23 protein-coding genes are annotated in these 24204 nt (G+C 31.5%); 13 read left to right on the forward strand and 10 right to left on the reverse strand.

Going from position 1 to position 24204, the window contains the following annotated elements; genetic code table 11:
* Positions 1-15: 15 nt before the first annotated feature.
* Positions 16-1071 carry a hypothetical protein gene (locus ACQRC6_RS01775; RefSeq protein ID WP_427847460.1) on the reverse strand — a complete coding sequence of 352 codons (1056 nt, stop codon included), beginning with the start codon at positions 1069-1071 and terminating at the stop codon, positions 16-18.
* A 116-nt stretch (positions 1072-1187) separates the two neighbouring features.
* On the opposite strand from ACQRC6_RS01775, the gene ACQRC6_RS01780 reads away from it, so the two are divergent.
* The 5 genes from ACQRC6_RS01780 to ACQRC6_RS01800 are packed head-to-tail and all read left to right on the forward strand — an operon-like array spanning position 1188 to position 6369.
* Positions 1188-1457: an ACT domain-containing protein gene (locus tag ACQRC6_RS01780; protein ID WP_293558030.1), complete on the forward strand. Its 270-nt coding sequence runs from the start codon at positions 1188-1190 to the stop codon at positions 1455-1457.
* 10 nt (positions 1458-1467) lie between these two features.
* Positions 1468-2823, forward strand: a complete 1356-nt coding sequence (locus tag ACQRC6_RS01785; RefSeq protein WP_427847461.1) for a PFL family protein — start codon at positions 1468-1470, stop codon at positions 2821-2823.
* A 29-nt stretch (positions 2824-2852) separates the two neighbouring features.
* A complete protein-coding gene (locus ACQRC6_RS01790; protein ID WP_427847462.1) occupies positions 2853-4247 on the forward strand; it encodes an APC family permease in 1395 nt (464 codons plus the stop codon).
* Position 4248: 1 nt separating this feature from the next.
* A complete protein-coding gene (locus tag ACQRC6_RS01795) occupies positions 4249-5868 on the forward strand; it encodes an amidohydrolase (protein WP_427847463.1) in 1620 nt (539 codons plus the stop codon).
* A 12-nt stretch (positions 5869-5880) separates the two neighbouring features.
* Positions 5881-6369, forward strand: a complete 489-nt coding sequence (locus tag ACQRC6_RS01800) for a GAF domain-containing protein (RefSeq protein ID WP_427847464.1) — start codon at positions 5881-5883, stop codon at positions 6367-6369.
* A gap of 200 nt (positions 6370-6569) precedes the next feature.
* Here ACQRC6_RS01800 and ACQRC6_RS01805 read toward each other — a convergent pair whose 3' ends face one another.
* Positions 6570-7115, reverse strand: coding sequence for a nitroreductase family protein (locus tag ACQRC6_RS01805; protein ID WP_427847465.1), 546 nt, complete (start codon positions 7113-7115; stop codon positions 6570-6572).
* 1 nt (position 7116) lies between these two features.
* A complete protein-coding gene (locus ACQRC6_RS01810) occupies positions 7117-7806 on the reverse strand; it encodes a DUF188 domain-containing protein (RefSeq protein WP_427847466.1) in 690 nt (229 codons plus the stop codon).
* A 97-nt stretch (positions 7807-7903) separates the two neighbouring features.
* On the opposite strand from ACQRC6_RS01810, the gene ACQRC6_RS01815 reads away from it, so the two are divergent.
* Entirely contained in the window at positions 7904-9022 is a 1119-nt protein-coding gene (locus tag ACQRC6_RS01815) for an LCP family protein (protein ID WP_427847467.1), read from the forward strand.
* A gap of 256 nt (positions 9023-9278) precedes the next feature.
* Here the strand turns inward: ACQRC6_RS01815 and pepT are convergent, their stop codons facing one another.
* Complete coding sequence (gene pepT, locus ACQRC6_RS01820) at positions 9279-10487, reverse strand: peptidase T (RefSeq protein ID WP_427847468.1); 1209 nt, start codon at positions 10485-10487, stop codon at positions 9279-9281.
* Positions 10488-10712: 225 nt separating this feature from the next.
* Here pepT and ACQRC6_RS01825 point away from each other — a divergent pair, with 225 nt between their 5' ends.
* Positions 10713-11924: a hypothetical protein gene (locus ACQRC6_RS01825; RefSeq protein WP_427847469.1), complete on the forward strand. Its 1212-nt coding sequence runs from the start codon at positions 10713-10715 to the stop codon at positions 11922-11924.
* Between the two features lie 31 nt (positions 11925-11955).
* Entirely contained in the window at positions 11956-13137 is a 1182-nt protein-coding gene (locus ACQRC6_RS01830; protein ID WP_427847470.1) for an amidohydrolase, read from the forward strand.
* A gap of 63 nt (positions 13138-13200) precedes the next feature.
* Here ACQRC6_RS01830 and ACQRC6_RS01835 read toward each other — a convergent pair whose 3' ends face one another.
* Together ACQRC6_RS01835 and ACQRC6_RS01840 are read right to left on the reverse strand one after the other, a co-directional pair.
* Positions 13201-13623, reverse strand: coding sequence for a PPC domain-containing DNA-binding protein (locus ACQRC6_RS01835; protein ID WP_427847471.1), 423 nt, complete (start codon positions 13621-13623; stop codon positions 13201-13203).
* Between the two features lie 297 nt (positions 13624-13920).
* On the reverse strand, positions 13921-14394 hold the full coding sequence (locus tag ACQRC6_RS01840) for a methylglyoxal synthase (RefSeq protein ID WP_427847472.1): 474 nt from the start codon (positions 14392-14394) through the stop codon (positions 13921-13923).
* A 117-nt stretch (positions 14395-14511) separates the two neighbouring features.
* On the opposite strand from ACQRC6_RS01840, the gene rpsF reads away from it, so the two are divergent.
* Genes rpsF through rpsR form a run of 3 tightly spaced genes read left to right on the forward strand, consistent with a single transcriptional unit; the run spans position 14512 to position 15590 of the window.
* Positions 14512-14796 (forward strand): 30S ribosomal protein S6, encoded by a 285-nt coding sequence (gene rpsF / locus ACQRC6_RS01845; protein WP_427847473.1) that lies wholly within the window; start codon positions 14512-14514, stop codon positions 14794-14796.
* Between the two features lie 9 nt (positions 14797-14805).
* Positions 14806-15354 (forward strand): single-stranded DNA-binding protein, encoded by a 549-nt coding sequence (locus ACQRC6_RS01850; RefSeq protein ID WP_427847474.1) that lies wholly within the window; start codon positions 14806-14808, stop codon positions 15352-15354.
* Between the two features lie 11 nt (positions 15355-15365).
* On the forward strand, positions 15366-15590 hold the full coding sequence (rpsR, locus tag ACQRC6_RS01855) for a 30S ribosomal protein S18 (RefSeq protein ID WP_075659794.1): 225 nt from the start codon (positions 15366-15368) through the stop codon (positions 15588-15590).
* Positions 15591-15779: 189 nt separating this feature from the next.
* Here rpsR and ACQRC6_RS01860 read toward each other — a convergent pair whose 3' ends face one another.
* The 3 genes from ACQRC6_RS01860 to ACQRC6_RS01870 all read right to left on the reverse strand — a co-directional run bounded on the left by ACQRC6_RS01860 (position 15780) and on the right by ACQRC6_RS01870 (position 19920).
* Positions 15780-17084: a YjiH family protein gene (locus ACQRC6_RS01860; RefSeq protein ID WP_427847475.1), complete on the reverse strand. Its 1305-nt coding sequence runs from the start codon at positions 17082-17084 to the stop codon at positions 15780-15782.
* 206 nt (positions 17085-17290) lie between these two features.
* Positions 17291-19015: a hypothetical protein gene (locus ACQRC6_RS01865; RefSeq protein WP_427847476.1), complete on the reverse strand. Its 1725-nt coding sequence runs from the start codon at positions 19013-19015 to the stop codon at positions 17291-17293.
* Between the two features lie 8 nt (positions 19016-19023).
* Positions 19024-19920 (reverse strand): FUSC family protein, encoded by an 897-nt coding sequence (locus ACQRC6_RS01870; protein WP_427847477.1) that lies wholly within the window; start codon positions 19918-19920, stop codon positions 19024-19026.
* 149 nt (positions 19921-20069) lie between these two features.
* On the opposite strand from ACQRC6_RS01870, the gene hpf reads away from it, so the two are divergent.
* Both hpf and ACQRC6_RS01880 read left to right on the forward strand, forming a co-directional pair.
* Complete coding sequence (hpf, locus tag ACQRC6_RS01875; protein WP_427847478.1) at positions 20070-20594, forward strand: ribosome hibernation-promoting factor, HPF/YfiA family; 525 nt, start codon at positions 20070-20072, stop codon at positions 20592-20594.
* Positions 20595-20794: 200 nt separating this feature from the next.
* Complete coding sequence (locus ACQRC6_RS01880; protein ID WP_427847479.1) at positions 20795-22411, forward strand: alkaline phosphatase; 1617 nt, start codon at positions 20795-20797, stop codon at positions 22409-22411.
* A 99-nt stretch (positions 22412-22510) separates the two neighbouring features.
* Here the strand turns inward: ACQRC6_RS01880 and ACQRC6_RS01885 are convergent, their stop codons facing one another.
* The gene (locus ACQRC6_RS01885; RefSeq protein WP_427847480.1) at positions 22511-24202 is read right to left on the reverse strand and encodes a vWA domain-containing protein; all 1692 of its coding nucleotides are present in this window, start codon (positions 24200-24202) and stop codon (positions 22511-22513) included.
* Positions 24203-24204: the final 2 nt, after the last annotated feature.

Raw genomic sequence — 24204 nt, forward strand, 5'->3', positions numbered from 1 at the left:
TCAAGGGTTTTTCAATTACTCAAAATAATCTATAAAAGTTTTTACTGCAATACCTGTTTTTTTGTTGTAAAGTATACCTTCACAGTGTGACCAGCTATCTTTACCTACAGTTTTTTTAGCTTCTTCGTAATCCTTTTTCTTTGCAATTTCTACATTGCCTTCAATTAGTCTTGGAGCCTTTTCAATGTAGACTACGTCATTTTCATATCCAGGAATTTCTTTTAGTTTGTGGGAAAAATTATCTAATCCCTTTTCTTGAGCTAAATAAAACAAATCATCCATTAACTCATCGTAGTCTTCTTTGTTATAGCCCTCTTTCATTAAATAATCAAAAGTCATTTTATCGCCACGAGCCATTTTTTTAATAGAAGGAGCATACAAAGATCCATCTTGTGCATAAATTACCTTGTCAAAGACAAAATTATTATCTTTATTTAATACATATTGAAATTCAATAGGCATATGAGAACCAGATTCTTCTTCAAAAATTCCATCTTTAAAGGAATAATTTAAATTATATACATTAGCAAGTAAAATTAATTTTCCATCTTCAAAGAAGTCCTTTACAAAATAAGTGCTATAAGCACCAAGTTTATCTGGAGTTTTTGGATTATCAATTTCTCGCATTTTATTTGAAAGCAAATATGAAAAAGCTTTATCTCTTAGAGAAATTTGGGACTCAATTATTTTTGATCCACTTTTTTTAATTTCTTCATTTTCAAAAATATTATTTTTAGCTTTTTTTGCAAATTTAATTTTTCTATAATTTGATGAAATTATTACATCACCTACATTGTTTTTGCTTTTCTCTATTTTTTTGTCAGTAAAGTTTGCATTATTAAAAAGTTTTTCATACTGATTCAAATTTATTTCGCCAATAATTTGTGAAAGAGGAAATTTTTCACTGGACTCTCCAAGATTTTCTCTGGCAATATAAAGATTTATTTCAGGTTCCTTTGTCACAGTTTTTTCTTTATCTTCTATTTTATTTTTTTCAACAATATTTTTCCCACAAGCTGTAAATAACAAAATTGTAATCAAAGATATTATTAAAATTTTAAAATTTTTCATACTTTCCTCCTTTTATATTATAATATAATAAAGTAAAATAAAGGGCAACCATAAAGGGATTATTAATGCTTTAAATGTATGATATAATAGTTGTAATTTTAATTAAGGGGGATGCTATGAAGGCTGTTATAACTGTCATCGGCAGTGACAAAATTGGTATTGTATATGAAGTAGTAAAGAAAATGGTGGAGTTTGATCTAAATATTGTAGATATCACTCAAACAATTTTAGACGGTTATTTCACAATGATAGTAATAGTTGATTTAACTAAAATGAATGTTGAATTCCAAGAGGTTGTTGATGCTTACGAAAAACTTGGCGAAGAATTAGATCTTTCTATTAGAGTTCAACACCAAGGTATCTTCGACAAGATGCACCAAATTTAAGGAGTAACCTATGGATAAAAGAAAAATTTTAGAAACAGTTAGGATGCTTGACCAAGAAAACCTAGACATTAGGACTGTAACTCTTGGCATATCACTTTTGGACTGTATAGACAAAGATGGAGAAGCTGCACGCAAAAAAATATATAACAAAATAATAAAATACGGTAAGAATCTAGTTGAATATGCAAATGAAATTGGCAAAAAATACGGTGTTGAAATTGTAAATAAAAGAGTTTCCGTAACACCTATTGCCCTTATTGCAGGTGCGACTGATGAAAAAGACTACACAGAATTTGCAAGGACTCTCGACAAAGCTGCAAAGGAAATAGGAGTAGATTTTATTGGTGGATTTTCTGCATTAGTTCATGGAGAAATGACGCCAGCTGATGAAATTTTAATAAATTCCATTCCTCGTGCACTTTCCGAAACAGAAAAAGTTTGCTCTTCAATAAATGTTGGAACTACAAAAAAGGGTCTAAATATGGATGCAGTTAAACTTATGGGAGAGATTATTCACGAAACTGCTATAAAAACTAAGGACTCTGATTCTATTGGTTGCGCAAAATTAGTTGTTTTTGCAAACGCAGTTGAAGACAATCCCTTTATGGCAGGATCTTTCCACGGTGTTGGAATGGGAGATGTAGTTCTTCACGTTGGGGTATCTGGACCTGGTGTAGTTAAATACGCACTAGAAAAAGTTAGAGGCAAAAGCTTTGATGTAGTTTCTGAAACTATTAAGAAAACAGCATTTAAAATAACGAGATTGGGCGAGCTTATTGGCACAGAAGTTGCGAATAAAGTAGGAGTTCCTTTTGGAACAATTGATTTATCTCTTGCACCGACACCAGCTATTGGCGATTCTGTTGCACGAATTTTAGAAGAAATTGGAGTAGAGTTTGCAGGAGGACATGGAACTACTGCAGCACTTGCAATGTTAAATGACGCGGTAAAAAAAGGCGGAATTATGGCATCAAGTCACGTTGGAGGACTTAGTGGCGCCTTTATTCCAGTAAGTGAAGATGAAGGAATGATTGAAGCGGCGAGAAATGGGCACATTGGACTTGATAAACTTGAGGCAATGACTTGCGTATGTTCCGTAGGTCTAGATATGATTGCAATTCCAGGGGACACAAAGGCGTCAACATTAGCTGCAATAATCGCAGACGAAGCAATGATTGGAATTATAAATCAAAAGACTACTGCGGTTAGACTTATCCCAGTAATTGGAAAGGGTGTTGGCGAAGAGGCTATCTTTGGCGGACTTTTAGGTTCTGCACCAATAATTCCAGTTCAACAAGGAAGTAGTGAAAGATTTGCAAATCGAGGAGGATTTATACCTGCTCCAGTTCACAGCTTTAAAAATTAATGTAAAAATAAAAAGGAAAGAGGTGTCCTATGAATAATAATTCAAAGAATATTGAAAGGTTAACTACTGAAAATACAGAGTTTAAAAGAGAGATTGGCGTTTTTGGCGGCGTAAGTATTATCGGTGGAATTATGATCGGATCTGGTATTTTTTATCTTGGATCCTATGTTCTTCAAAGGACAAATATGAATTCAGGTCTAGCTCTTATTTGCTGGATAATTGGTGGACTTATCACACTTTTTGGTGGACTTTGCTATGCAGAACTTGGCACAGCAATGCCAAAAGCAGGTGGAAGAATTGTTTACTTAAATGAAGCATATCATCCAATAGCTGGATTTATATCTGGATTTACTGATTGGATAGTGGGAGGACCGGGTTCAGTTGCTGCAGTTTCCATCGCCCTTATGAGTGTTTTTAAAAGTTTTTTCGAAATTTCTGACTTTGGAATAAAAATTGCAGCAATATTTTTAATTATTGCACTTACAATATACAATTTATTTGGTGTAAAGGCATCGTCAATTCTTCAAAATTTATCAATGGTTGCAAAACTTGTTCCCATAGGAATTGTAATGGTGGCTGCACTTTTTGTTGGAAAGATAAGTCCTGATTTGAGCCTTGGAAGTGCAATTGAATATTCAAGGACAAGTGATACAAATATCTTTGGCATAATTGCCATAGCTGTTGTTGCAACTTTGTGGGCATATGAAGGGTGGACAAATTTAAATACAGTTGCAGAGGAAATAAAGGAACCTCACAAAAATTTGCCCCTTGCACTAATAATAGGAATTGGTGGCATCACAGTTTTATATACATTATTTAACTTTGCAATTATGAAAGTAATACCTCACGACGAAATTGTATCCATGATAAATAACGGCAATCTTTATCTTGGCACAGAAGTTGCAAAAAGAGTATTTGGTCACGTTGGCGTAATTATAGTAAGTGCAGGAATGATACTTGCAATGTTTGGAACATTAAATGGACTTATTCTTGCACAACCAAGAATGTACTATGCCATGGCGGTGGAAGGTCATTTCTTTAAAGCATTTGCAAAACTTCATCCAAAATATAAAGTTCCGACAGCACCAATTATTGTGCAATGTGTATTTTCTTGTATACTTGTAATGGCATCAAACTTAGACCAGCTTACTAATATGGTAGTAATTACAGGAATGATTTTTTCAGTACTTACAATTTTAAGTGTTCCAATACTTAGAAAAAAATATCCGAATATAGAAAGACCTTACAAAGTTTGGTTTTATCCAGTTTCCGTAATAATAACAGCTCTAATTTTTGCAGGACTTGTAGTTCAAGGTGCAATTGAAGATCCAATTACAGGGCTAACTGGACTTGTAGTACCAGCTCTTGGAGCAATCACTTATATGATTTTTGATGCAAAATTAAAAAAAGAAAAAGGTGTATAAGATGAAAAAATTATTTTACAATGGAAAAGTTTATGTAAATAGAGATGAATTTCAAGAGGCAATTTACACTGAAGATGAATTTATAAAAGAAGTAGGAAAAAGTGAAGATCTTTTTGAAAAATATTCTGATTCAGCAATAGAAAAAATTGACTGCAATGGAAAAACTGTAATCCCAGGACTAAATGATTCACATTTGCACTTTATGCAATTTGGAGAAAGCAGGAACCAAGTTGATATAGAAGGCGTAAAGTCTATTGAAGAAATGATAGAAAGATGCAAAATCTTTATGGAAAAAAATCCCAAGAGATGTGAAAAGGGAATCCACGCAATTGGATGGAATCAAGATTTATTTGTTGGAGATAAGAGAATCCCTAATAGATTTGATTTAGATAAAATTTCAACAGAAATTCCCATTGTACTAGAAAGAGTTTGCGGTCATATAGTTTCATCTAACACAAGGGTAATTGAAATTCTTGGACTAACTAAGGACAGTCCACAGTATCCTGACGGAGAATTTTTAATAGGAGAAGACGGCTATCCAAGCGGAGTTTATACTGCCAATGCTTGCAACTTTGCAAAGGATGTAATCCCCGATTTTACTTTAGAAGAAAGGCGAGAAATGCTAATCGAAACTATGGATTATGCAATATCTTGTGGACTTACATCTGTACAATCAAATGATGTGGGCACAACTTTTATGAATGGACCAGTTGCCTTTGCACTTTTAAAGGACATCTATAAATCCTATAAAAAAATTAGATATAGACATCAAGTTTGTTTCAATGATTTTTCTGAATTTGAAAAATACTTAACTGTTGGAGAATTTAAGTCAGAAGATTATAAGGACAATTACTTAAAACTTGGGCCCCTTAAATTATTTAAGGACGGATCACTTGGCGCAAGGACAGCTTTAATGCGCAACGGTTACAATGATGACAAAGAAAATCACGGACTTCCTTGGATAAAGGATGAAGAGATGAGGAAGTATGTAAAACTTGCAAGCGACAATAATCTCCAAGTCATTACTCACGTAATTGGCGATAAGGCAATTGAAGATACAGTAAAATGTTATGAAGAATCTTTTAAAAATGGCAAAAACAGCCTTCGACACACTTTAGTTCATTGTCAAATAACAGATAAAGAACTTGTAGAAAGAATTGCAAAAGACGACATTTGCGTAATGGCACAGCCAATATTTTTAGATTACGACATGAAAGTAGTTGAGGATAGATGTGGAAAGGAACTTGCAAGCACATCCTATGCATTTAAATCTTTAAAAGACCTTGGTGCTCATGTTGCCTATGGTACCGATGCACCAGTGGAAAATTTGAATCCTTTCCCAAATATTTACATGGCAGTAACTAGGAAGGACAAATTGGGAAAGCCTGAAGGTGGATTTTATCCAAAGGAATGCGTAGATGTATATGAAGCAATTGATGCTTACACAACTGAATCTGCCTATGTAGAATTTGCGGAAGACATAAAGGGAAGAATAAAAAAAGACTTCTTGGCAGATTTTGTAGTTTTAGACAGAGATATATTCACTATTGACCCAATGGAGATTAAGGAAATTAAACCTTTAATGACTATTGTTGGCGGTAAAATTGTTTATAAAAGGTAGTTTTAATATATTATGACTTTAGAAATCAAAGGAATAAAAAATTTAAACAAAGAGGAAAGACTTGAGTACATGGTGGACTTTGGGAAAGCCACGATAAAAACAGAAAAAGACTTAATCGCCATGATGGCAAATCTTTCTTCCATAATTTTTAATGTAGTAGAGAATTTGAATTGGGCAGGTTTTTATCTCGTGCGTGGAGATGAACTTGTCCTTGGACCTTTTCAAGGTTTGCCAGCTTGCACTAGATTAAAAGATGAAGGAGTTTGCGTCGCAGCTTGGAAGGTACAAAAAATTATGCGAATAGAAAATGTCCATGAATTTAAAGGACATGTAGCCTGCGACAGTGCATCAAATTCCGAGCTTGTCTTGCCAATAAAAATAAAGGGCGAAGTCATTGCAGTTTTAGATTTGGATTCGCCAAAAATAGGCCGCTTCACAAGCCTAGAAGAAAAATATTTTTCTAAACTTGTACAATTTATGGAAGAAGAACTTAATAAGTAAAAATTTGGAGATATTTATCTCCATTTTTTATTGCAGTAAAACTCTTGGAAAAATTTACGTCCAATAAAATGCCATATTTTACTCTTTGAAAAATAAAAAAGATGAAACATAAAAAAATATATGGTTTAGGCAATAAACCATATACCATATAAATTAATTTTTCTTCACCAACATTATTTGACAAAGAGCAAATTATTAAATTAAAGATCTTCTGAAATTATTTTATACAATGCCTCTGATGTCTTTCTTTTTTTCTCGCGAATTTCTTCGTTTTTTGCGTAGCCAATTGCTATTACAAGTCTAATTCTACTTTTAGTATTTAAGAATTTTTGAATTTTTTCCTCGTCAAACCAACCTATTATGCAAGTTGAAAGCCCAAGTGTTGTTGCCTCTGCTGTAAAATAAGCCGTAGATATTCCAATATCAACTGATTTAAAATCTTGATTTTTTACCTTAGAGCCAATTTTTGCAGTCAAATTGTAGTTTTCTTCTGTTACAATGGCAAAAGCATTTACATCTTTTGTGAAAGAATTCATTTTTCCAAGTTGAAGGTATTTTGAAATAATTTTCGCATTATCGCCGTGAACAATGTAATAGTAATAGGGTTGTGCATTGCAAGCTGAAGGTGCAAGCTTAATTGTGTCAAGGCAAGTTTGCAATTTTTCTATTTCAACCTTTCTATCTGGATCATAATCTCTACAAGACTGTCTTATTTTTGCCAATTCTTTAAAATCGGTAAATTCCATATTATCTCCTTAAAAATTCATCTAAATTTCCATCAAAGAAGTAAAAATCCTCGTCACGCATAAGTGCAGGAACGCCAACTCTGCCTTCTTTTACAATTTCGTCAAATTCTTCGGAGAAATCTCTCTCCTTTAAAAATCTCTTTAAGTTTGCCATTGATGCTGTAATGTCTACAATTTCACAGTCCAAATTTTTTTCTTTAATTTCTGCGATTGCAGGTGGGCAATCGGGGCATAAACTTGAAATGAATAGTGTAAGCATATTTATATCCTCCAAAAATTTATTTAATGATCGGTAAAAATTTTGGTCGTCACATTTTTTTCTCTTAGCAATATTAAAGTAAATTTCTTTATTGCGCATTTTTCGGTTAAAGTGACGGCTTTCTAACAATTCCATAATATTATTATCGTCGATGAAATTACCCTGGAAGTCCATGACTTTTGAGCCTTTTGCAAGGCCAAGAGAAGACAAGCCTCTATCATTTGTAATCACGAGGTCTCCCTTATTTGCGTGATTTGCGATATATAGGTCAGCTGCTTCTTTTGATATGTCAACGCTAATGACTTCGCCGTAGTTTGAACTAAAATCTTGTGTATAATTTTTTACAAGTAGGAGCTTTGCACCATATTTTTTTGCTAGTTTTTCTGTTATTTCACGAACAGGTGATCCGTCTGCATCTAATAATATTTTCATATTTATTTTTTACCCTAAAATAAATTTATCATATCATATAATTAAAAAGTATTGAAAAATTATATGATTTTATATAGACTTAGTTAAGGAGGTCAATATGAAATATATTTACAGAATATTTGTATTCCTTATAGTTATACTCCTCCTTGGAGCATTGGGACTTACATTTATGTTTATGCCAAGGGGAAAAAAATTAAATAATAATAAAATTATAAATAAAGAAGAAATTACTGAACCAGAAAAAATTACTGTCTTTAATGAAAATGAAGACATTGTAAATATTTTATTAATTGGAATAGATTCTAGTGAAGTTACTTATGAAAAGGATAAAGATTCTAAGAGAGCTGACACTATTATGCTATTATCAATTGATCCCAAATACGATAGAGTAAGATTATTATCAATACCAAGAGATACATATTATAAGTTAAAGGGTTACGACAATTATAGGATGAATGCGGCTTATTCTCGTGGAGGAATTGACCTACAAGTATCAAGTATTGAGGATTTTCTTAATGTGAAAATCGACCATTATGTAACGGTTAATTATGAAGCAGTAAAGGAACTTGTTGACGCAATAGGTGGAGTTGAAGTTTACACTCCAGAGTACAAGTACACTGATCCCTCAACAATACCGCCACTTGAAATTGATTTTAAAGAGGGACTTCATTTATTAAATGGCGATAATGCAGTAAAATATCTTAGAATAAGGAAAATATACAAAGACCAAGACCTCGACAGGATTAAGGCACAACAAGATTTTATAATGAAGATTTTTGAAAAAATGAAGTCTCCAAAAATGCTTCTAAAGCTTCCAAAACTTGTATCAATTGCAAATAAACACATTGAAACAGACATGAATTATGGACAATTATCCTATCTAGCATACTATGGTGTAACTCTCGATAAGGAAAATATAGGAATGAAAACTGCTAACGGAAGGACGAAGAAGGGTTCTCCTCTATATTTTGTTGACAAAGAAAGTGCAAGGTATGAAGCATCAGAACTTGAAAGATTGAGAAAGAATGCAGCTGAAGGTGAAAACATAGAGAATAATTTGACAGAAGAAGATTTACAAAAAATGACAGAAGAAGAAAGAGCAGCAGCTGAACAAAAAATTAGAGATAGAGAACTTAGGGAAAAGTTAAAGAAAGAAGCTGTAAGAAAAGAAAATTCTTCAAATAATTCTAAAGAAGATAAAGAAAATAATTTATAAGAAAGGACCTTAGGGTTCTTTTTTTACGAGTTTTTGCAATGAAAAAACGCAAAGTTAATAAAGAAACCTCGTGCAGAAATATCTTACTCAAAAATTTGTGCTTTCTAAATTAAAGTTCTAAAATAGCAAATTTGATTTACTCAAACATTGTAATTTTTTAAGGAAGATCTTTGTCTTAAAAGGCACAATTCACATAGGCATTTCAGCATGAGGTTTATAAATTAGGTTTATTTTTAATGCAGTGATGATTAAAAATTTATTCGACTAATAATTTTGCAATATTTTTGACAACTTCCTTAGATTTTTTCATTTGGTCAAGGCTCACAAGTTCGTATCTTCCGTGATAATTATATCCGCCAGTGAAAATATTTGGAGTTGGAAGGCCCATGAAGGATAATTTTGAACCGTCAGTTCCTCCTCTAACTGGTCCAATTTTTGGAAGAACACCTGCCCTATCAAAAGCAGTCTTTGCAAGGTCAATTATCTCCATGTGATCTTCAATTTTTTCTTTCATATTGTAATATTGGTCTTTAATTTCAATTTTAATTCGGTCATCATATTTTTTATTTAAAAACTTTGCTATATTTTCAAACAAATTTTTCATTTCTTCAAATTTTTCTTTTGAGTGATTTCTTATGATGTAATTCATTTTTGTGAACTCGACGCTTCCCTCTATGCCAATTAAAAGTGAAAAGCCCTCATAGCCTTCTGTGTATTCAGGTCTTTCTTTTACAGGAAGCATTGAATTAAATTCCATGGCAATTAGTTGAGAATTTACCATTACGTCCTTTGCAGATCCTGGATGAACATTTTTCCCTTGGATTTCAACTTTGCAAGAAGCTGCGTTAAAAGTTTCGTATTCAAGTTCGCCAATTGGTCCGCCGTCCACAGTAAAAGCAAAATCTGCACCAAATTTTTTCACATCGAAATTATCTGCACCTCTGCCTACTTCTTCATCAGGTGTGAAGGCTATTTTTATGTCGCCATATTTTGCATCTTTGTCCTTTAAAAGTTCTTCAATAGCAGAAATAATTATTGCAATGCCAGATTTATCGTCTGCGCCAAGAAGAGTGTTTCCGTCAGTTGTAATAATAGTTTCACCCTTTAAATCTTTTAAAAAGGGAAAATCAGAGACAGCTGTAGTGAAATCGTCATTTAATTTTATGTCGCAACCATTGTAGTTTTTTATTATATTTGCCTTAATATTTTTGCCCGACATATCTGGAGAAGTGTCCATGTGTGCGATAAATCCAACGGTATTTTTAGCTTTTGCGTTGCCTGGAATACTGCCGTAGACATAACCATTTTCGTCAATTTTTGTGTCAATGCCAAGGCTTTTTAATTCTTCAACTAAAAAATTTCCAAGTTTCACTTGTCCCTTTGTTGAAGGGCAAGTGTTCGAATTTTCGTCGCTAGTAGTTTCGAAAGAAACATAATTTAAAAATCTATCTAAAATCTTTTCCATAAAGAACCTCCAATTCTAAAATTATTTTATCACAGATAATAGTTTTGTAAAAATTTAAGCTTTTTTTCAAATAAATAGTTGTAATTATAAATCAAATGATTAATTTAATTTTTAAAAATATTGAGATAAAAAAGTTAATTATTGACAAAAAAAGTATTGAGGCATATAATAATTGCTAAAACAATTCGCTTCACTCATTAAAAGCGATAAAAAGGAGGAAGAAATATGGACGCACTTCAGGCATTATTATTTATTTTTATAGTTTATACAATTGGCGATGTCGTTGCAACTGCAACAAAAAGTATTGTTCCGTCGCTATTTGTCTGTTCTGTAATATTTTTAGGTGGTTTTTGGATAGGTATACCTGAAACACTTTTTAAAGATTCCCTTTTGTATAATATTGGAGCAGTAACTATTACAACACTTTTAGTTCACATGGGTTCAATGTTAAATTTGGGTCAACTAATTGCACAATGGAAAACTGTTCTTATTGCATCAGGTGGAATTATAGGTATAGTTATTTTGTTACTACTTGTAGGTAGCCCAATTGTAGGAAAAGAAACGGCAATAGTAGCAGCACCGCCTATTTCTGGTGGAATCATTGCTGGGTTACAAATGGCAGAATCTGCAGCAGCTATTGGAAGAAATGATTTAAAACTAATGGCAACATTACTAGTTGTATTGCAAGGTTTTATTGGCTATCCTTTAGCATCATTTTGTCTTAGACGAGAGGCAAATAGAATTTTAAAATTGAATGCAGAAGGACACACTTTTCAAGAAGACGAAGTAGTGGAGCAAAGAGAATTAAAGACAATTTTCCAACTTCCACAAAAATATACTTCTCCCAATTATTTTTTGGCAAAGGCAATTTTAATAGCATTTATTGCTACCTTTGTTTCAAGTTTATTAAAGCGAGTTGATACGGGGATATTTATTTTAAATGCTTTAGTTAGAATTGATAAAAATGTTTTAGCACTTATTCTTGGCATAATTTTTGCTGAAATTGGATTTTTGGAAAGAGAGCCACTTAATAAGGGTAATTCTTTTGGATTTTTAATGGCAGCACTTATGGCTGTAATATATGGAGGTCTTGCAGGTGCAAGTCCAACAGATATACTTGGAATTTTAGTTCCAATTGTTATTTGTCTTGTATTAGGAACAATAGGTATAGGCATTATGTCTATAATAGTTGGAAAAGTTTTAAAAACTGGACCGTGGATGGCATTTGCAATAGGATCATCAGCACTTTTTGGATTTCCAGGAACTTATGTAGTTTCACAAGAAGTTGCAAGAGGTATGGCAAAATCTGAAGAAGAAAAAGAACTACTATTATCACAAATCTTGCCTAAGATGTTAGTCGCAGGTTTTGTAACAGTTTCAATAGGTTCCGTAGTATTAGCAGGAATTTTAGCACCAATGCTAGCACCTGCAATGTAATTTGCTATTTTTTAGTTTAAAAGGAGAAGACATGAACGTAAAAAATTTAATTGAAAAAAACAAAGACTATATAATTGAAATGAGAAGATATTTTCATATGCATCCTGAACTTTCTTTTGAAGAATTTGAAACAACAAAGAAAATTGCAGAAGAGCTAGAAAAGATGGGAATACCATATGAAATACCAACTGAAGAACCAAAGACAGGAGTAATAGGTGTAATTAAGGGTGGAAAACCAGGGAAGACTGTTGCACTTAGAGCTGATATTGACGCACTAAATGTTACGGAAAAAAATGATGTAGAATACAAATCACAAAATGTTGGCAAAATGCACGCTTGTGGACATGACACTCATATGGCAATGTTACTAGGTGCAGCAAAGATGTTAAAAGAAGTCCAAAATGATCTATGCGGAAAAGTTTATTTAATTTTCCAACCAGCAGAAGAAGTTGGACTTGGCGCAAAGTACATGATAAGACAAGGCAATTGGTTTGAAGAAACAGATAATATCTATGGTTCGCATATTTGGTCTGGTGTTGAAGCAGGGAAAATTTCTGTAGAAGCTGGAGATAGAATGGCAGCAGCAGATATGTTCAAGATAAAAATCAAAGGCAAATCTGGTCATGGCTCATTACCTAATGAAACAATTGATGCAGTAGTAACTGGTTCAGCAGTAGTACAAGCATTACAACAATTGGTTTCAAGAAATTACTCTCCACTTGATTCTGTAACTGTTACAATTGGATCTTTCCACAGTGGAAATAGATTCAACATCATTGCAGGAGAGGCTGAGATGGAAGGGACAAATAGATATTTCTCAAGAGAAGTTGGCGAAAGAATAGAAAATGATATGAGACGAGTAATAAAGGGAGTATGTGATGCCTATGGTGCAACTTATGAACTTGAATACACGTATATTCTAGGACCAACTATTAATGAAGAAAAATCTTCTCAAATTGCAGAAAAAGCTATTGAAAAATTCGCAGGAAAAGATGCAGTTGCCTTAATGCAAAAGACAACTGGTGGCGAAGATTTTTCCTTTTATCTTGAAAAGAAACCGGGATGTTTTGGCTTTGTAGGATGTAGAAATCCATTAGTTGGTGCAGACTTCCCACATCACAATGAAAGATTTAATGTAGATGAATCTGTACTTGCAAATGGTGCAGCAACTTATGCACAATATGCAATTGACTTTTTAAATGGTGAAAATTAAAAATTAAAGATTAAAAAAGAAAAAAGGCGAGATCATTATGATATGATGCGCCTTTTTTTAAAATCAATTAAATTTATAAACATTTAAACCAGTGTATTCGTCTTTTTGTCTTTCAACTATGCCGTCAATTATATTTATTGTTAGTTCGCAAGTTACACTTATCTTAGCACTTTTTAAATGACCACCAAAGACATTTCCTTCTTCATTAGATGTTGAGATGTGAAGATGAGGGTAGTATTCTCCATTTAATGTTGAGATACTTCCTATTATCGATAAGATTTCAAATTCGCCCTTGAAATTTTTCTCTTTATAATCTCTTTTTGAAACACTGTAAAGTCCAATAGTAAAGTCGTCTGTTGCTCCAATGCCGTAGATGCTTGCAAGTTTAATATTTTCCTTTAAAGCAATTTCTTTTAATTTTTCTTGAACTTCTTCAGTTCTGTCAATTCTTGCAATTATTTTGTCGTCAAATCTTCTGTAATCCATAAGTCCTCCTATTTTTATGTCCATAAAATATCATTACAATACATACCAAAGATTATTAAATGCAATGTAAATAAAAAATATAAAAAACAGGATAATGCAATGCCTCCTGTCCTTTAAGTTTACTCTTCCACTATCATTCTTTTCTCCATTATTTTGTAAACTAAAATTTTTTGTGAACCTGTAATTATTTTTTTCACAGCATTATTATTTTTGTCATAAAGACATTAATTTAAAAAAGATGTAATCAAAGGTTTAAAAAGTTTCTATATATTAATTTTACCACTTATTTTTTAAAAGTTAATCAAAATCACTTTTTGAAATTCTTTCTTCCACAGAATATTCGTTATCTAAAATTTCAACATCGTACTCATCGTTAAACATTGGCGAAGATAAAATATAATCAGCTGTAGTTGGTGATGTGGCAAGGGCAATATTGTATAGAGTGGAAATTCTAAGCAGAGCCTTTACATCTGGGTCGTGAGGTTGTGCCTCAAGGGGATCCCAGAAAAAAATCAAGATATCAATTTTTGAATCTGAAATTTTTGCACCAAGCTGTTGATCGCCACCAAGGGGACCAGAGACAAGCCTCTTTACATCGAGAGAAGTCTCACGAGAAATTAATGCAGCAGTAGTTCCTGTTCCAATAAAATTGTGATGCGAAAGTTTTTTTTCGTGTTTTTTAACCCAATTTAAAAGCTCTTTTTTCTTGTGATCGTGTGCAACTAGTGCAATATTTTTCTTTTTGTTAACTTTGATTTTTTTTACTTGCATAATTACCTCAATTTTAAAAAATCTTGACTAAATTTCTTCTTTAATATATAATATCAAAGATTGAAATCCTTGCATAGTTTTTTTAACTATGCCGAAGACCATGAGGAGGTGAAAAGTATGAATAAATACGAAGCGGTGATTATGTTTTATCCTGAAGTGGAAGAAGAAAAGAAAAATGCTTCTTTCGACAGACTTAAAAAGGTAATCGAAAAAGATGGTAAAATTAATAATGTTGATGAGTGGGGCATGAGAAAATTAGCTTACGAAATCAACTATAAAAAAGAAGCTTATTATATTTTTGTTGAATTCGAAACAATACCAGAAGACATTGCTGAAATCAACAGAGTCGCAAAGATTATGGACCCAGTTATGAGACAAATGATTATTAAAGTTGAGGACTAAGGAGTTTTTATGAATTGTGTTAACTTAATAGGAAGACTAGTAAGAGATCCAGAACTTCGTTATGCGCAAACAGGAACTGCAATGTGCCGTTTCACAATTGCTGTAGACAGAAGAATGTCTAAGCAAAAGAGACAAGAAGCTCAAGCAAATAATCAACAAACAGCTGATTTTATTTCTTGCACAGCTTTTGGAGCAACAGCTGAACTTATTGCAAATTACCATAAAAAGGGCAGTCAAATTGGAATTGAAGGCAGAATCCAAACAGGAAGCTATGAAAAAGAAGGAAGAACTATTTACACAACAGATGTAATTGTAAATAATTTAACTTTCATTGGTTCAAGCCAAGGTCAAAACCAAGGTGGATTCAATCAAAGCCAAGGCGGATTTAATCAAAGCCAAGGCGGATTTAATCAAAGCCAAAGTGGATTTGATCAAAATCAAGGTGGATTTAGCAATCAACAACCAATAAATTCTGCTTATGGAAATGATTTTTCTAACAATGATGGTGATGATGAAGATGGATTTTTCCCTGTTGACAATGACCAAATACCATTTTAAGGAGGGTAAAAATGCAAAGAAGATTTGGCAGAAGGAAAAAAGTAGATCCTTTTGAAAAAGATAAAACTAAAAAAATCGATTATAAGGATGTTGAAATGCTAAGAAATTATATTTCTGACCGTGGCAAAATTCTTCCAAGAAGAATCACTGGTTTAACAGCAAAGCATCAAAGAGAAATGACAGTTGCTATTAAAAGAGCAAGACAAATTGCACTTATTCCATATAGCGCTGATTAATATGAAAAACTGTTGGGTAACACCAGCAGTTTTTTTATTATAAAATTATCTATTTTTTGGAACACTAATAAAAGTACAATAATAGTTAAATTTAAAATTATTAGACTCTGCACTAGATTTAAATTTAAAATTTAGTAGCAAAAGAAAAGCCAGGCATTAAAACCTGGCTATTAATATTATATTTAATTATCAGAAGAATAGATAAAGTATTGGCATTGAGATAACTATACTTAAAATTATTCTTTCAACCCAAATTATAATGTAATCTGAGAATTTTAAAGGTATTTCTGTTCCCATCATTACAGGGATTGATGCTGAGAAGAAAAGTATTTCTGATACAGATACTATTGCTACAAGCATTCTTGTTATTAGTCCAAGTCCTGCATTTGCCACTATTGGTGCTGGTAAAAGCATTTCTGCAATACTCATACCAAGTGCTTGAGCCACCATAAGTGGTTCTTCCACTTTAGTTATTAGTGTGAAAGGATAGAATATATATCCAATTATGTGGAAAATTGGAGTGTATTCTGCAAGTAAAAGTCCAATCATACCTACGCCTAGTAGTGAAGGCGCAATGTTAAGTGCCATTTTAAATCCATCGATAAAGTTTTCTTTTATTACAGAAAGCAATGATCCAGAATTTTTAAAAGCTGTCATTCCAGCATCTACTGCGTCAGAAAAAGCAATTTTTTTCTTTGCTTCAGGAACATATTTTTTACCTGAATAATATTCTTGTGGTTTTCTATTTAATGGGAAAATTCTAGCAGTTATTGCCGTTACTAAAAATGTTACGAATAATGTAATCCAGAAATAAGCTAGCCAATAATCCATTATGTTCAAAGTTTTTGCCACGATAATCATAAATGTCGCAGATACTGTTGAGAATCCAGTTGCTATAATTGCAGCTTCTTTTTTTGTGTAAGTGTCTTCCAAATAAACTCTATTAGTTATTAAAAGTGCAAGAGAATAAGATCCTACGAAAGATGCAACGGCATCGACTGCTGATCTACCAGGAGTTTTAAAGACAGGTCTCATAACAGGTTCCATAAATACACCAATAAATTCCATAAGTCCAAAGCCTGTTAAAAATGCCAAAAAAACTGAACCTATTGGAACGATTGTAGTTACTGAAACCATGATTCCATTCCAAATTAGTGGAAGCATATTTTTATCAAAAATTTTTGCAGGACCTTTTTTTGTTACATACATAAATAGAAATATTAAACTCACAAGTTTTAGAACAAAGAAAACTGAGTGAAGTTTACTTTTTTGCCATGATTTTGTTTTTATTGCATATGCAATTCCTGCAAGCACCATAAATACGCCAAATACAAAATTATAGTTTGGAATCTTTTTCACAAAACTTGTAATGTGGTCAATAGGTATTGTGTTCGCATCTCCTATTTTCACAGGAACAAAAAACATAAAAATACCAAAAAGTGCGTAAATAATGAATAATGTGATATCCATAGAGTTAAATTTTTTCTTTTCCATAAGAATCCCCCTTTATAATAATATGTTTTTTTAATTATACCACATTACTAGAAAATGAAAACGTATTTTGCAAAAAGTCGAGTTTTCTTTTGTAAAAGATAATTATCATTGTTTTTGCACTATACTTATTATAAATAATGATCCTAAAGAACAGAATTTTTAATTATATATTCTCTAGGATCTATTTGAGACAAGTTATTTTATTTTCAATGGAAGTTAACTTTTATTATGTTATCGGAATTTACTTTTTCTGTATTATAGTAATTGAAAATATCTTTTCCAAGTTTTGTAAATTTTATTTCGCTGAAATCTTTTTTAGATTCTATAATTTCCAAGTCTTTTAAAATACTTAATAGAGAAGATTTTTCTACGTCAAATTTTTCGCCCTTTATAGAAGATTTTTCATTTAATTTTTTCAAAAAATCAATCACAAAACTTGTGTATTTTTCATAATTTTTGCCAAAGGCAGATTTTAAAAACTCTCTATTAGAAAGAGATTCTATCCAAATGGAAAGCTTTGTGAAGTCGTCAAAGGCTTGGTAATTGTCGGCATAATCTGTTAGATAAAGTTCTTCTGGTTCATCTTCTTGTGTAATAAGAGTCAAATATTTTTTCACCATAAAGGTAAAGTATAGCTCGATAAGTGGAAAATGCATATTTTTAAAGGTTTTAACATTCCTTATTGGAATTAAGTTAATTGACTTTGCAAATTTTTCGAGCATGGCAGGAGACAAGTCCCAAGATTTTAATTTATTTACATAATTCATGTCTAAAAAAGTAAGAAAGTTATCAAAATTTTCTATAAATGTATTTCCAAACACAAATTTTTTATTTTTTGAAAGTATGAGTAAAATATCGTCATCAAAATAAAACCCACCTTCGCTATTTTTTAAAAGATCTAAATAATAAAAAATATTTTCTTTAATTTCATTTAAGTCCCTCAAGATATTTTTCACATCGCGACCCATGGTAAGAAGTTTTCCGTAAAAGATAATTAAAAATTCTAGGGAGTTTGATAGTTCCATGCGATTTAAAAATTCGCCAGATTCAGAGAGGTACTTAAATATTTTTTTATAGTCGATGTCATAATCCTTAAAGGTTTTATTTTCTTCAAATAAAAAGTTAGCGTAGATTTTAGAAAATAGGTTTATAAAAAAATCAAGAATAAATTCAGCATCAGCATTTGAAAAAATTTTCTTAAAGATATCTTTATTTTGCAAAACTAAAAGATCTTCTTCGTAAAATTTATCTATTAAATATTCAAAATTATTTATTTCATTGCTATTTTCATCGTTAATTTTACCTAAAAGTTTATTATTTATTGATTCTAAAGTAACTCCAAAGACAGAAATTATATTTAAAAATTCTCTTTTTAAGAAATCCCTATTCATTGTTATTGGACCATAGTTTTCTTCAATGTGATAAAACAAATTGGAAATATTGTTGTAAAAATCAATGAATACTTCTTCGTCCATCATTTGAGTTACGTTAAGAATTGCATTTCTTTCACCATCTCCAAAAATTCTATATAGACCGAAATCCGATTTTGTAATGTTGATATTTGTGTAATTTTCCACTTCAATATATTCATCAAGGAGAATATCGAAAAATAAATAGTGATCATTTTCTTCTTCTATTCTAAAAATAGAAACATAGGACTCTCTTAAAACTTTTATGAAGGATTCTAAGTCTTTTACTTCATAGTTAAGTTCTTTTAGCATTTTTTTTATTGTAGAATTGGCACTTTCTTCATATTCTTTAAAGTCAAAGAGAAGGAATGCCATTATTTCGTCGATTTTTCTTATATTTATATAGGGATTTTCTAATATAGGAGCAAAATCCCTTTTGTTATAAAATTCTTTAAAAGCTAAAGTCTTTTCTGTCAAGAGTTTTTCTGCTATTTCATAAATTTCTCTTGTTTTTAATTTCATTATTTCACCTATTCTTTTTCAACCAACTCTTTTAGTTGGTCCATGTATCTTAGAATGTATTCAATGTGATAATTATAGACACTGTCTACTTCTGTCAAGTCTTTTGAAGTAGGTTCATTTAAATCATATCGCTTCTCTATTTCTTTTGAAACATCTTCCTTAAAATAATTGACATTCATACTATTTATAACTTGAAGCCGAAGGGAAATATTATCCAGTAGAAAAACTATTTGTGATTCTCTCCATATTGAATGGGCGTGGTGAAAAGGAGTTTTAACTTCTTGTTCTAAGAGCTTATATAGAGTGTTTACATTAGTAAAGTTTGAATTGAAAGAAGATAAGTCAGTTTTTTTGTCATAAATAATTTCTCTTAAAGCTTTATTTGCAGATTGGTAGCATTTTTTTGAAGCCTCGATAAAATTTTCCCAGATATTTGGAGAAGATATATAGTAATTTACTAGCACACCTACAACTACACCTATAATTGTACCTATAATTCTATTTAGTGCATAAGAAGCCTTGTCTGAATTAGAGCAGAAACTTGCCACAAATACTATACATGATAATTGTGTCATGTCACGCATCTTCACAAGGGCAAGTATATAAATTATTATCAAAATTCCAGCGCCGCCTATAAGTGGTTCTACTAGGTATGGCACAGATATAATTGAACTGAGATAACCAATTATTACTCCTACAATGCAAGTGAAAAGTCTTTTTTTCATATCTGCCAGAGATTCTGACATAGAAGGCTTAATTGAAGAAATTGCAGCGATGGATACAAATATTGGCGAGTTCAATTTCAAAAGGTGGGAGATGTAAAGACCAATAACAACTGCTAGAGCAGTTTTAATTGCACGCATCCCAATTCTATATTTGTAATCTATTTTATTTTTTATTGCCATTTAATCAACTCTTCTAAATTTTATATTTAATATACATAATAATTATACCAGTAATAAATCTAAAAGTACATTTTGATAAATTATGAAAGCGTTGATATAAATTGTAAAAATTGGGTAAAACTTTAATATAGAAAAGGAGAGTGACGTTTATGTTATTGAACTTTGTTGGAAAAAACATTGAACTTACAGAATCTTTGAAGAATGTGGCAGAGAAAAAATTCTCCAAATTAGATAAATATTTTTCAAAGGAAGTTGAAGCGAGAGTTGTATTCTCAACAATAAGAGAAGAACAAACTGTGGAAGTTACAATATTTTTACCAAAGACAATTATTAGAGCAGAAGAAACTACAGACGATATGTACTCTTCAATGGACAACGCTGTGGATGCACTTGCTAGGCAAATTAGAAAACATAAGACTAAATTAAAAAGAAGATACCAAAACAATGAAACTATTAGGTTCGACGAAATTGCAGAAAAAGAAAAAATTGAAGAACCAGAAAAGAAAATAGTTAAAAGGAAAAACTTCGAACTTAATCCAATGAATGAAGAAGAAGCAATTCTTCAAATGGAACTTTTAAATCATAATTTCTTTGTATTTTTAGATGCAAATACTGATGCGATTTCTGTAGTTTACAAAAGAAAAGATGGAAATTACGGAAAAATTGAAGTTTAAAATAAATTTTAGGGCGCTTAGGCGTCCTTTTTTTATAAAAATTTTTATGGTGGGAAATTTTTGAATTAAGATATTTCAGGATAATAGTTTGCAAATAACAAAGTCATGGTAAAAAATAATTTATATAATTTACATTAGATAAATAATAAATTTACAATCCTCTGTTAAATTATAGTTAAATAATTTTATAGGAGGAATAAATGAAAAGTTTAAAGAAAGTCTTAGCGGTAACACTTGTAGCAGCAACTCTTGCACCAAGCTTTGTCTTTGCAGATAAGAAAGATTATGGAAGTGCAAAAAATGTAATCATGATGATACCAGATGGAATGAGCGTTGAAGCACTTACCACTGCAAGATGGATGACTAAAGATAAAAAGTTTGTAATGGATGACTTGGCAACTGGCCTTGTAAAAACCAACAACTCAAATACTCCAATTGCAGACTCTGCACCAGCAGGTACAGCAATGGCAACGGGTATAAAAACAGAATCACCTTTCGTTGGATGTTACCCAACTAAGGGAGGTATGCCAGGTGCTATTGAAATTGAAAAAGATAGAGAAAAACAACCAATTGCAAATGTACTTGAAGGTGCTGAAAGAAGTGGAAGATCTACTGGAATTGTTTCAACTTCAAATATTCAACACGCAACACCAGCTGATTTTTCTGCACACAATCCTGACAGAAATAATTACGAAGACCTTGGCGAACAACAAGTATATCAAGGAATGGAAGTTGTTCTAGGTGCAGGTAGCACGTATTTATCTAAAGAAAGTAGAAAAGATAAGGAAGATCTTATTTCTGAAATCAAAAATAAAGGCTACGATTATTTTGACACATTAGAAGGAATGAAAGCTTCAAAAGGCGACAAAATTTGGGGGCTATTCGAAGATAAATCCTTTCCATATGAAATAGACAGAGATAAGGCTAATAAACCATCACTTGCAGAAATGACAGACAAGGCTTTAGAAGTCCTTTCAAAAAATGACAAGGGATTTTTCTTGATGGTAGAAGGTTCTGAAATTGATTGGGCAGCTCATTCAAATGATCCAGTTGCACTTGTTCACGAAATCAAAGCCTTTGACGACGCAGTAAAAGTTGCAAAGGACTTTGCAGACACACATAAGGACACAGTAATTGTTATAGCAGCAGACCACGGAACTGGCGGAATAACTTTTGGACACAGAAATATAACTAAAGGATATGACAAAGCACCTTTAAATGAATTTACAAACTTAATTTTATCGGCAAAAATTTCTGTAACAAAGGCAGCTGAAGAAGTAAAAGAAGATAAATCAAATGTTAAAGAAGTTATGGCGAAAAACTTTGGAATTAAAGATTTAAAGGAAGAAGAATTAAATTTAGTAAAAAATGAAAAAGACATAGTATCAGCAATGGGAAGAATTATTTCAGCAAGAAGCCATATTGCATGGACAACTGGTGGACACGTTGGCGGAGATGTGGGATTATATTCATACTCAACAGCGGAAGGCGCAGAAAGATTAATTGGAACAGTTCACAATTATGAGATAGGAAGATATATTGAAGATTTACTAGACGTTGACCTAGATAAATTAACAGAAGAACTTTACCAACCAATTAGAAAGGGATTTGAAGATAAAGGCGCAAAAGTTGAATTTAAAGCAAAAGGCACAAATGATTATGAAGCAATTGTAACAAAGGGCGATGACAAAATTATTTTTCCTGTGTCAAAGAATTATGCAATTAAAAATGGCGAAAAAGTAGAACTTGGAGGACTTACAATTTACAGCACGAGATCGGTATATGTACCACAAGAAGCCTTTGAATTATTAAAGTAAAAAAATTCTGCAAATAAATTTTATAAAATCCAAATGTTTGAAAATTAGAATTAAACTTTCAAATTTACAAAAAACTGCGGCTACTTTTTAGCTGCAGTTTTACTTTTTTTCTATATTTGCGATTTCTCTTTGGATAAAGCTACCGGCGACATTTGCTATTTCTTTTACGCTTTTTATTTTTATAAAATTTCTATCAAATAAATATTTTGCGTTGTCTACTTTGTCACTATTTAATATTGCTGAGGTGTGAATGCCTATTTTTTTCAGCTTTTCCAATTCTTTTTTCGCATCATCAAGAGATGCTTTGTCAGAATATTTTTTGGAACTAAAAAAGTTTTTGCCAATTAGAGGTTTTATATCTCGTGGGAAGGCATCTGTAAGGATAATCATCATGTGATTTTCATTTTCTTCTTCTATTAAATTAAGGTATCCACGGTAGAATAGTCCATCACGATTCCAGCCTTGTGCCCTGTATTTAAAAATTTTTTTATAGTCAGACTTTTCTTCATAGCTTTTTAAGATTGTGATAATGGTATAGTCGTCAACAGTTTCGTAGGAAATCACACGATTAAGTATTTCGTTATTTTCAAGAGATTTTGACACAATATACGCTTCTATGGCAATGTCGCTTTCTAGGTCTATTAAAGATGCAGAGGCATCAAGGACTAGATCCACCTTTATATTAGAGTGTAGATTTAAAATTTTTTTTGAAAAGATATTTACATTGTCAGAAATCACTGACTTGTAGGATAATTTTGAAATCAATTTGCCACTACTTGTAACCACTTCTTCTATACCGAGATGATTTGAAAGTGCCATTCTAATTTTTTTTGAAAGACTTTTTATTTGGGTATTATAAAAATTTTTATTTTCCTTAAATTTTAACAGATGTCTATTTATTACATCAACATCAAAATTTTCTTCGCCAATATTTTTGTGGCTTAGACCTCTTGTATAGTGAAGTTTTGATTTTTTGTGTGCGCCATATAAATATTTTTCTTCAATTATTTTCATTTCATCTTCGGAATAAATTGACTTTCCAAAGGTATCCTCAATGTATTTATATTTTTGCTTTCTGCGTCTTAGAGCAAAGGAGTACAAAAAACTTGTTATATTTTTAGTTTTTTTATTTTTGAAATCGCCAAATATTGTGGGTTTGTTAGATCTTTCGAGCTTTACAAAGCCAATATTAGCAAAAAGTGCAATATTATTTAGTGGAGAGAATTTTAAAATTTCATTTTTTTTGTAGTTTAGATTTTCGATAAAAATGTTCAAGATTCTCTCTTCAAAATTATCTTCATCTGTATCACTATCTAATTTTAAATTTTCAAAAATTTTTTCTCTCTTGTAGCTTAATTTGTAACTTCTTCCTAATATAGAATTTACCTTTTTAAGCTGCATATCAAAAAATAAATTTTCTCTAAGTGCCAAATTTTTTCTTTGCAAGTCATATTTATCTTCTAAAAATTTTTTTGCATAATTTTTACGCAAAGTTTTCAAAACCTTTCGAGAACTAACTTCCTTTTTGTATACAAAATCTTCTAAAAGAAAAATTGCAAACATATCAAATTTATCTCGGTAGAGATTGTACTCCCAATTTGAAAATAATCTTTCGAGATTGTTCCTTCCAAAATATTTTGAAGCAAGACCAATGATTAAATTTATATAAAAATCGGGATTTCCAGAGATGTCTTCACCTGTTATAAAGGGATCACTTTCATAGTCCATAGACCCATCCCAAATGACATTTTTTATTCTATTTTCTTGAATTCTTGAATTTTTCTTAAACATAA

This window comes from Peptoniphilus sp. SGI.035, from assembly GCF_050315115.1.
Classification (GTDB): Bacteria; Bacillota; Clostridia; order Tissierellales; family Peptoniphilaceae; genus Peptoniphilus_A.

What these genes read in the sequence shown, in the direction of transcription:
- ACQRC6_RS01785 (WP_427847461.1), top strand. Translation starts at nt 1,468, where the DNA reads ATGGATAAAAGAAAAATTTTAGAAACAGTTAGGATGCTTGACCAAGAA.
- ACQRC6_RS01840 (WP_427847472.1), bottom strand. Translation starts at nt 14,394, where the DNA reads ATGCAAGTAAAAAAAATCAAAGTTAACAAAAAGAAAAATATTGCACTA.
- ACQRC6_RS01780 (WP_293558030.1), top strand. Translation starts at nt 1,188, where the DNA reads ATGAAGGCTGTTATAACTGTCATCGGCAGTGACAAAATTGGTATTGTA.
- ACQRC6_RS01860 (WP_427847475.1), bottom strand. Translation starts at nt 17,084, where the DNA reads ATGGAAAAGAAAAAATTTAACTCTATGGATATCACATTATTCATTATT.
- ACQRC6_RS01880 (WP_427847479.1), top strand. Translation starts at nt 20,795, where the DNA reads ATGAAAAGTTTAAAGAAAGTCTTAGCGGTAACACTTGTAGCAGCAACT.
- ACQRC6_RS01795 (WP_427847463.1), top strand. Translation starts at nt 4,249, where the DNA reads ATGAAAAAATTATTTTACAATGGAAAAGTTTATGTAAATAGAGATGAA.
- ACQRC6_RS01870 (WP_427847477.1), bottom strand. Translation starts at nt 19,920, where the DNA reads ATGGCAATAAAAAATAAAATAGATTACAAATATAGAATTGGGATGCGT.
- ACQRC6_RS01800 (WP_427847464.1), top strand. Translation starts at nt 5,881, where the DNA reads ATGACTTTAGAAATCAAAGGAATAAAAAATTTAAACAAAGAGGAAAGA.
- ACQRC6_RS01775 (WP_427847460.1), bottom strand. Translation starts at nt 1,071, where the DNA reads ATGAAAAATTTTAAAATTTTAATAATATCTTTGATTACAATTTTGTTA.
- pepT (WP_427847468.1), bottom strand. Translation starts at nt 10,487, where the DNA reads ATGGAAAAGATTTTAGATAGATTTTTAAATTATGTTTCTTTCGAAACT.
- rpsR (WP_075659794.1), top strand. Translation starts at nt 15,366, where the DNA reads ATGCAAAGAAGATTTGGCAGAAGGAAAAAAGTAGATCCTTTTGAAAAA.
- rpsF (WP_427847473.1), top strand. Translation starts at nt 14,512, where the DNA reads ATGAATAAATACGAAGCGGTGATTATGTTTTATCCTGAAGTGGAAGAA.
- ACQRC6_RS01835 (WP_427847471.1), bottom strand. Translation starts at nt 13,623, where the DNA reads ATGGATTACAGAAGATTTGACGACAAAATAATTGCAAGAATTGACAGA.
- ACQRC6_RS01865 (WP_427847476.1), bottom strand. Translation starts at nt 19,015, where the DNA reads ATGAAATTAAAAACAAGAGAAATTTATGAAATAGCAGAAAAACTCTTG.
- ACQRC6_RS01825 (WP_427847469.1), top strand. Translation starts at nt 10,713, where the DNA reads ATGGACGCACTTCAGGCATTATTATTTATTTTTATAGTTTATACAATT.
- ACQRC6_RS01885 (WP_427847480.1), bottom strand. Translation starts at nt 24,202, where the DNA reads ATGTTTAAGAAAAATTCAAGAATTCAAGAAAATAGAATAAAAAATGTC.
- ACQRC6_RS01830 (WP_427847470.1), top strand. Translation starts at nt 11,956, where the DNA reads ATGAACGTAAAAAATTTAATTGAAAAAAACAAAGACTATATAATTGAA.
- ACQRC6_RS01810 (WP_427847466.1), bottom strand. Translation starts at nt 7,806, where the DNA reads ATGAAAATATTATTAGATGCAGACGGATCACCTGTTCGTGAAATAACA.
- ACQRC6_RS01850 (WP_427847474.1), top strand. Translation starts at nt 14,806, where the DNA reads ATGAATTGTGTTAACTTAATAGGAAGACTAGTAAGAGATCCAGAACTT.
- ACQRC6_RS01815 (WP_427847467.1), top strand. Translation starts at nt 7,904, where the DNA reads ATGAAATATATTTACAGAATATTTGTATTCCTTATAGTTATACTCCTC.
- ACQRC6_RS01805 (WP_427847465.1), bottom strand. Translation starts at nt 7,115, where the DNA reads ATGGAATTTACCGATTTTAAAGAATTGGCAAAAATAAGACAGTCTTGT.
- ACQRC6_RS01790 (WP_427847462.1), top strand. Translation starts at nt 2,853, where the DNA reads ATGAATAATAATTCAAAGAATATTGAAAGGTTAACTACTGAAAATACA.
- hpf (WP_427847478.1), top strand. Translation starts at nt 20,070, where the DNA reads ATGTTATTGAACTTTGTTGGAAAAAACATTGAACTTACAGAATCTTTG.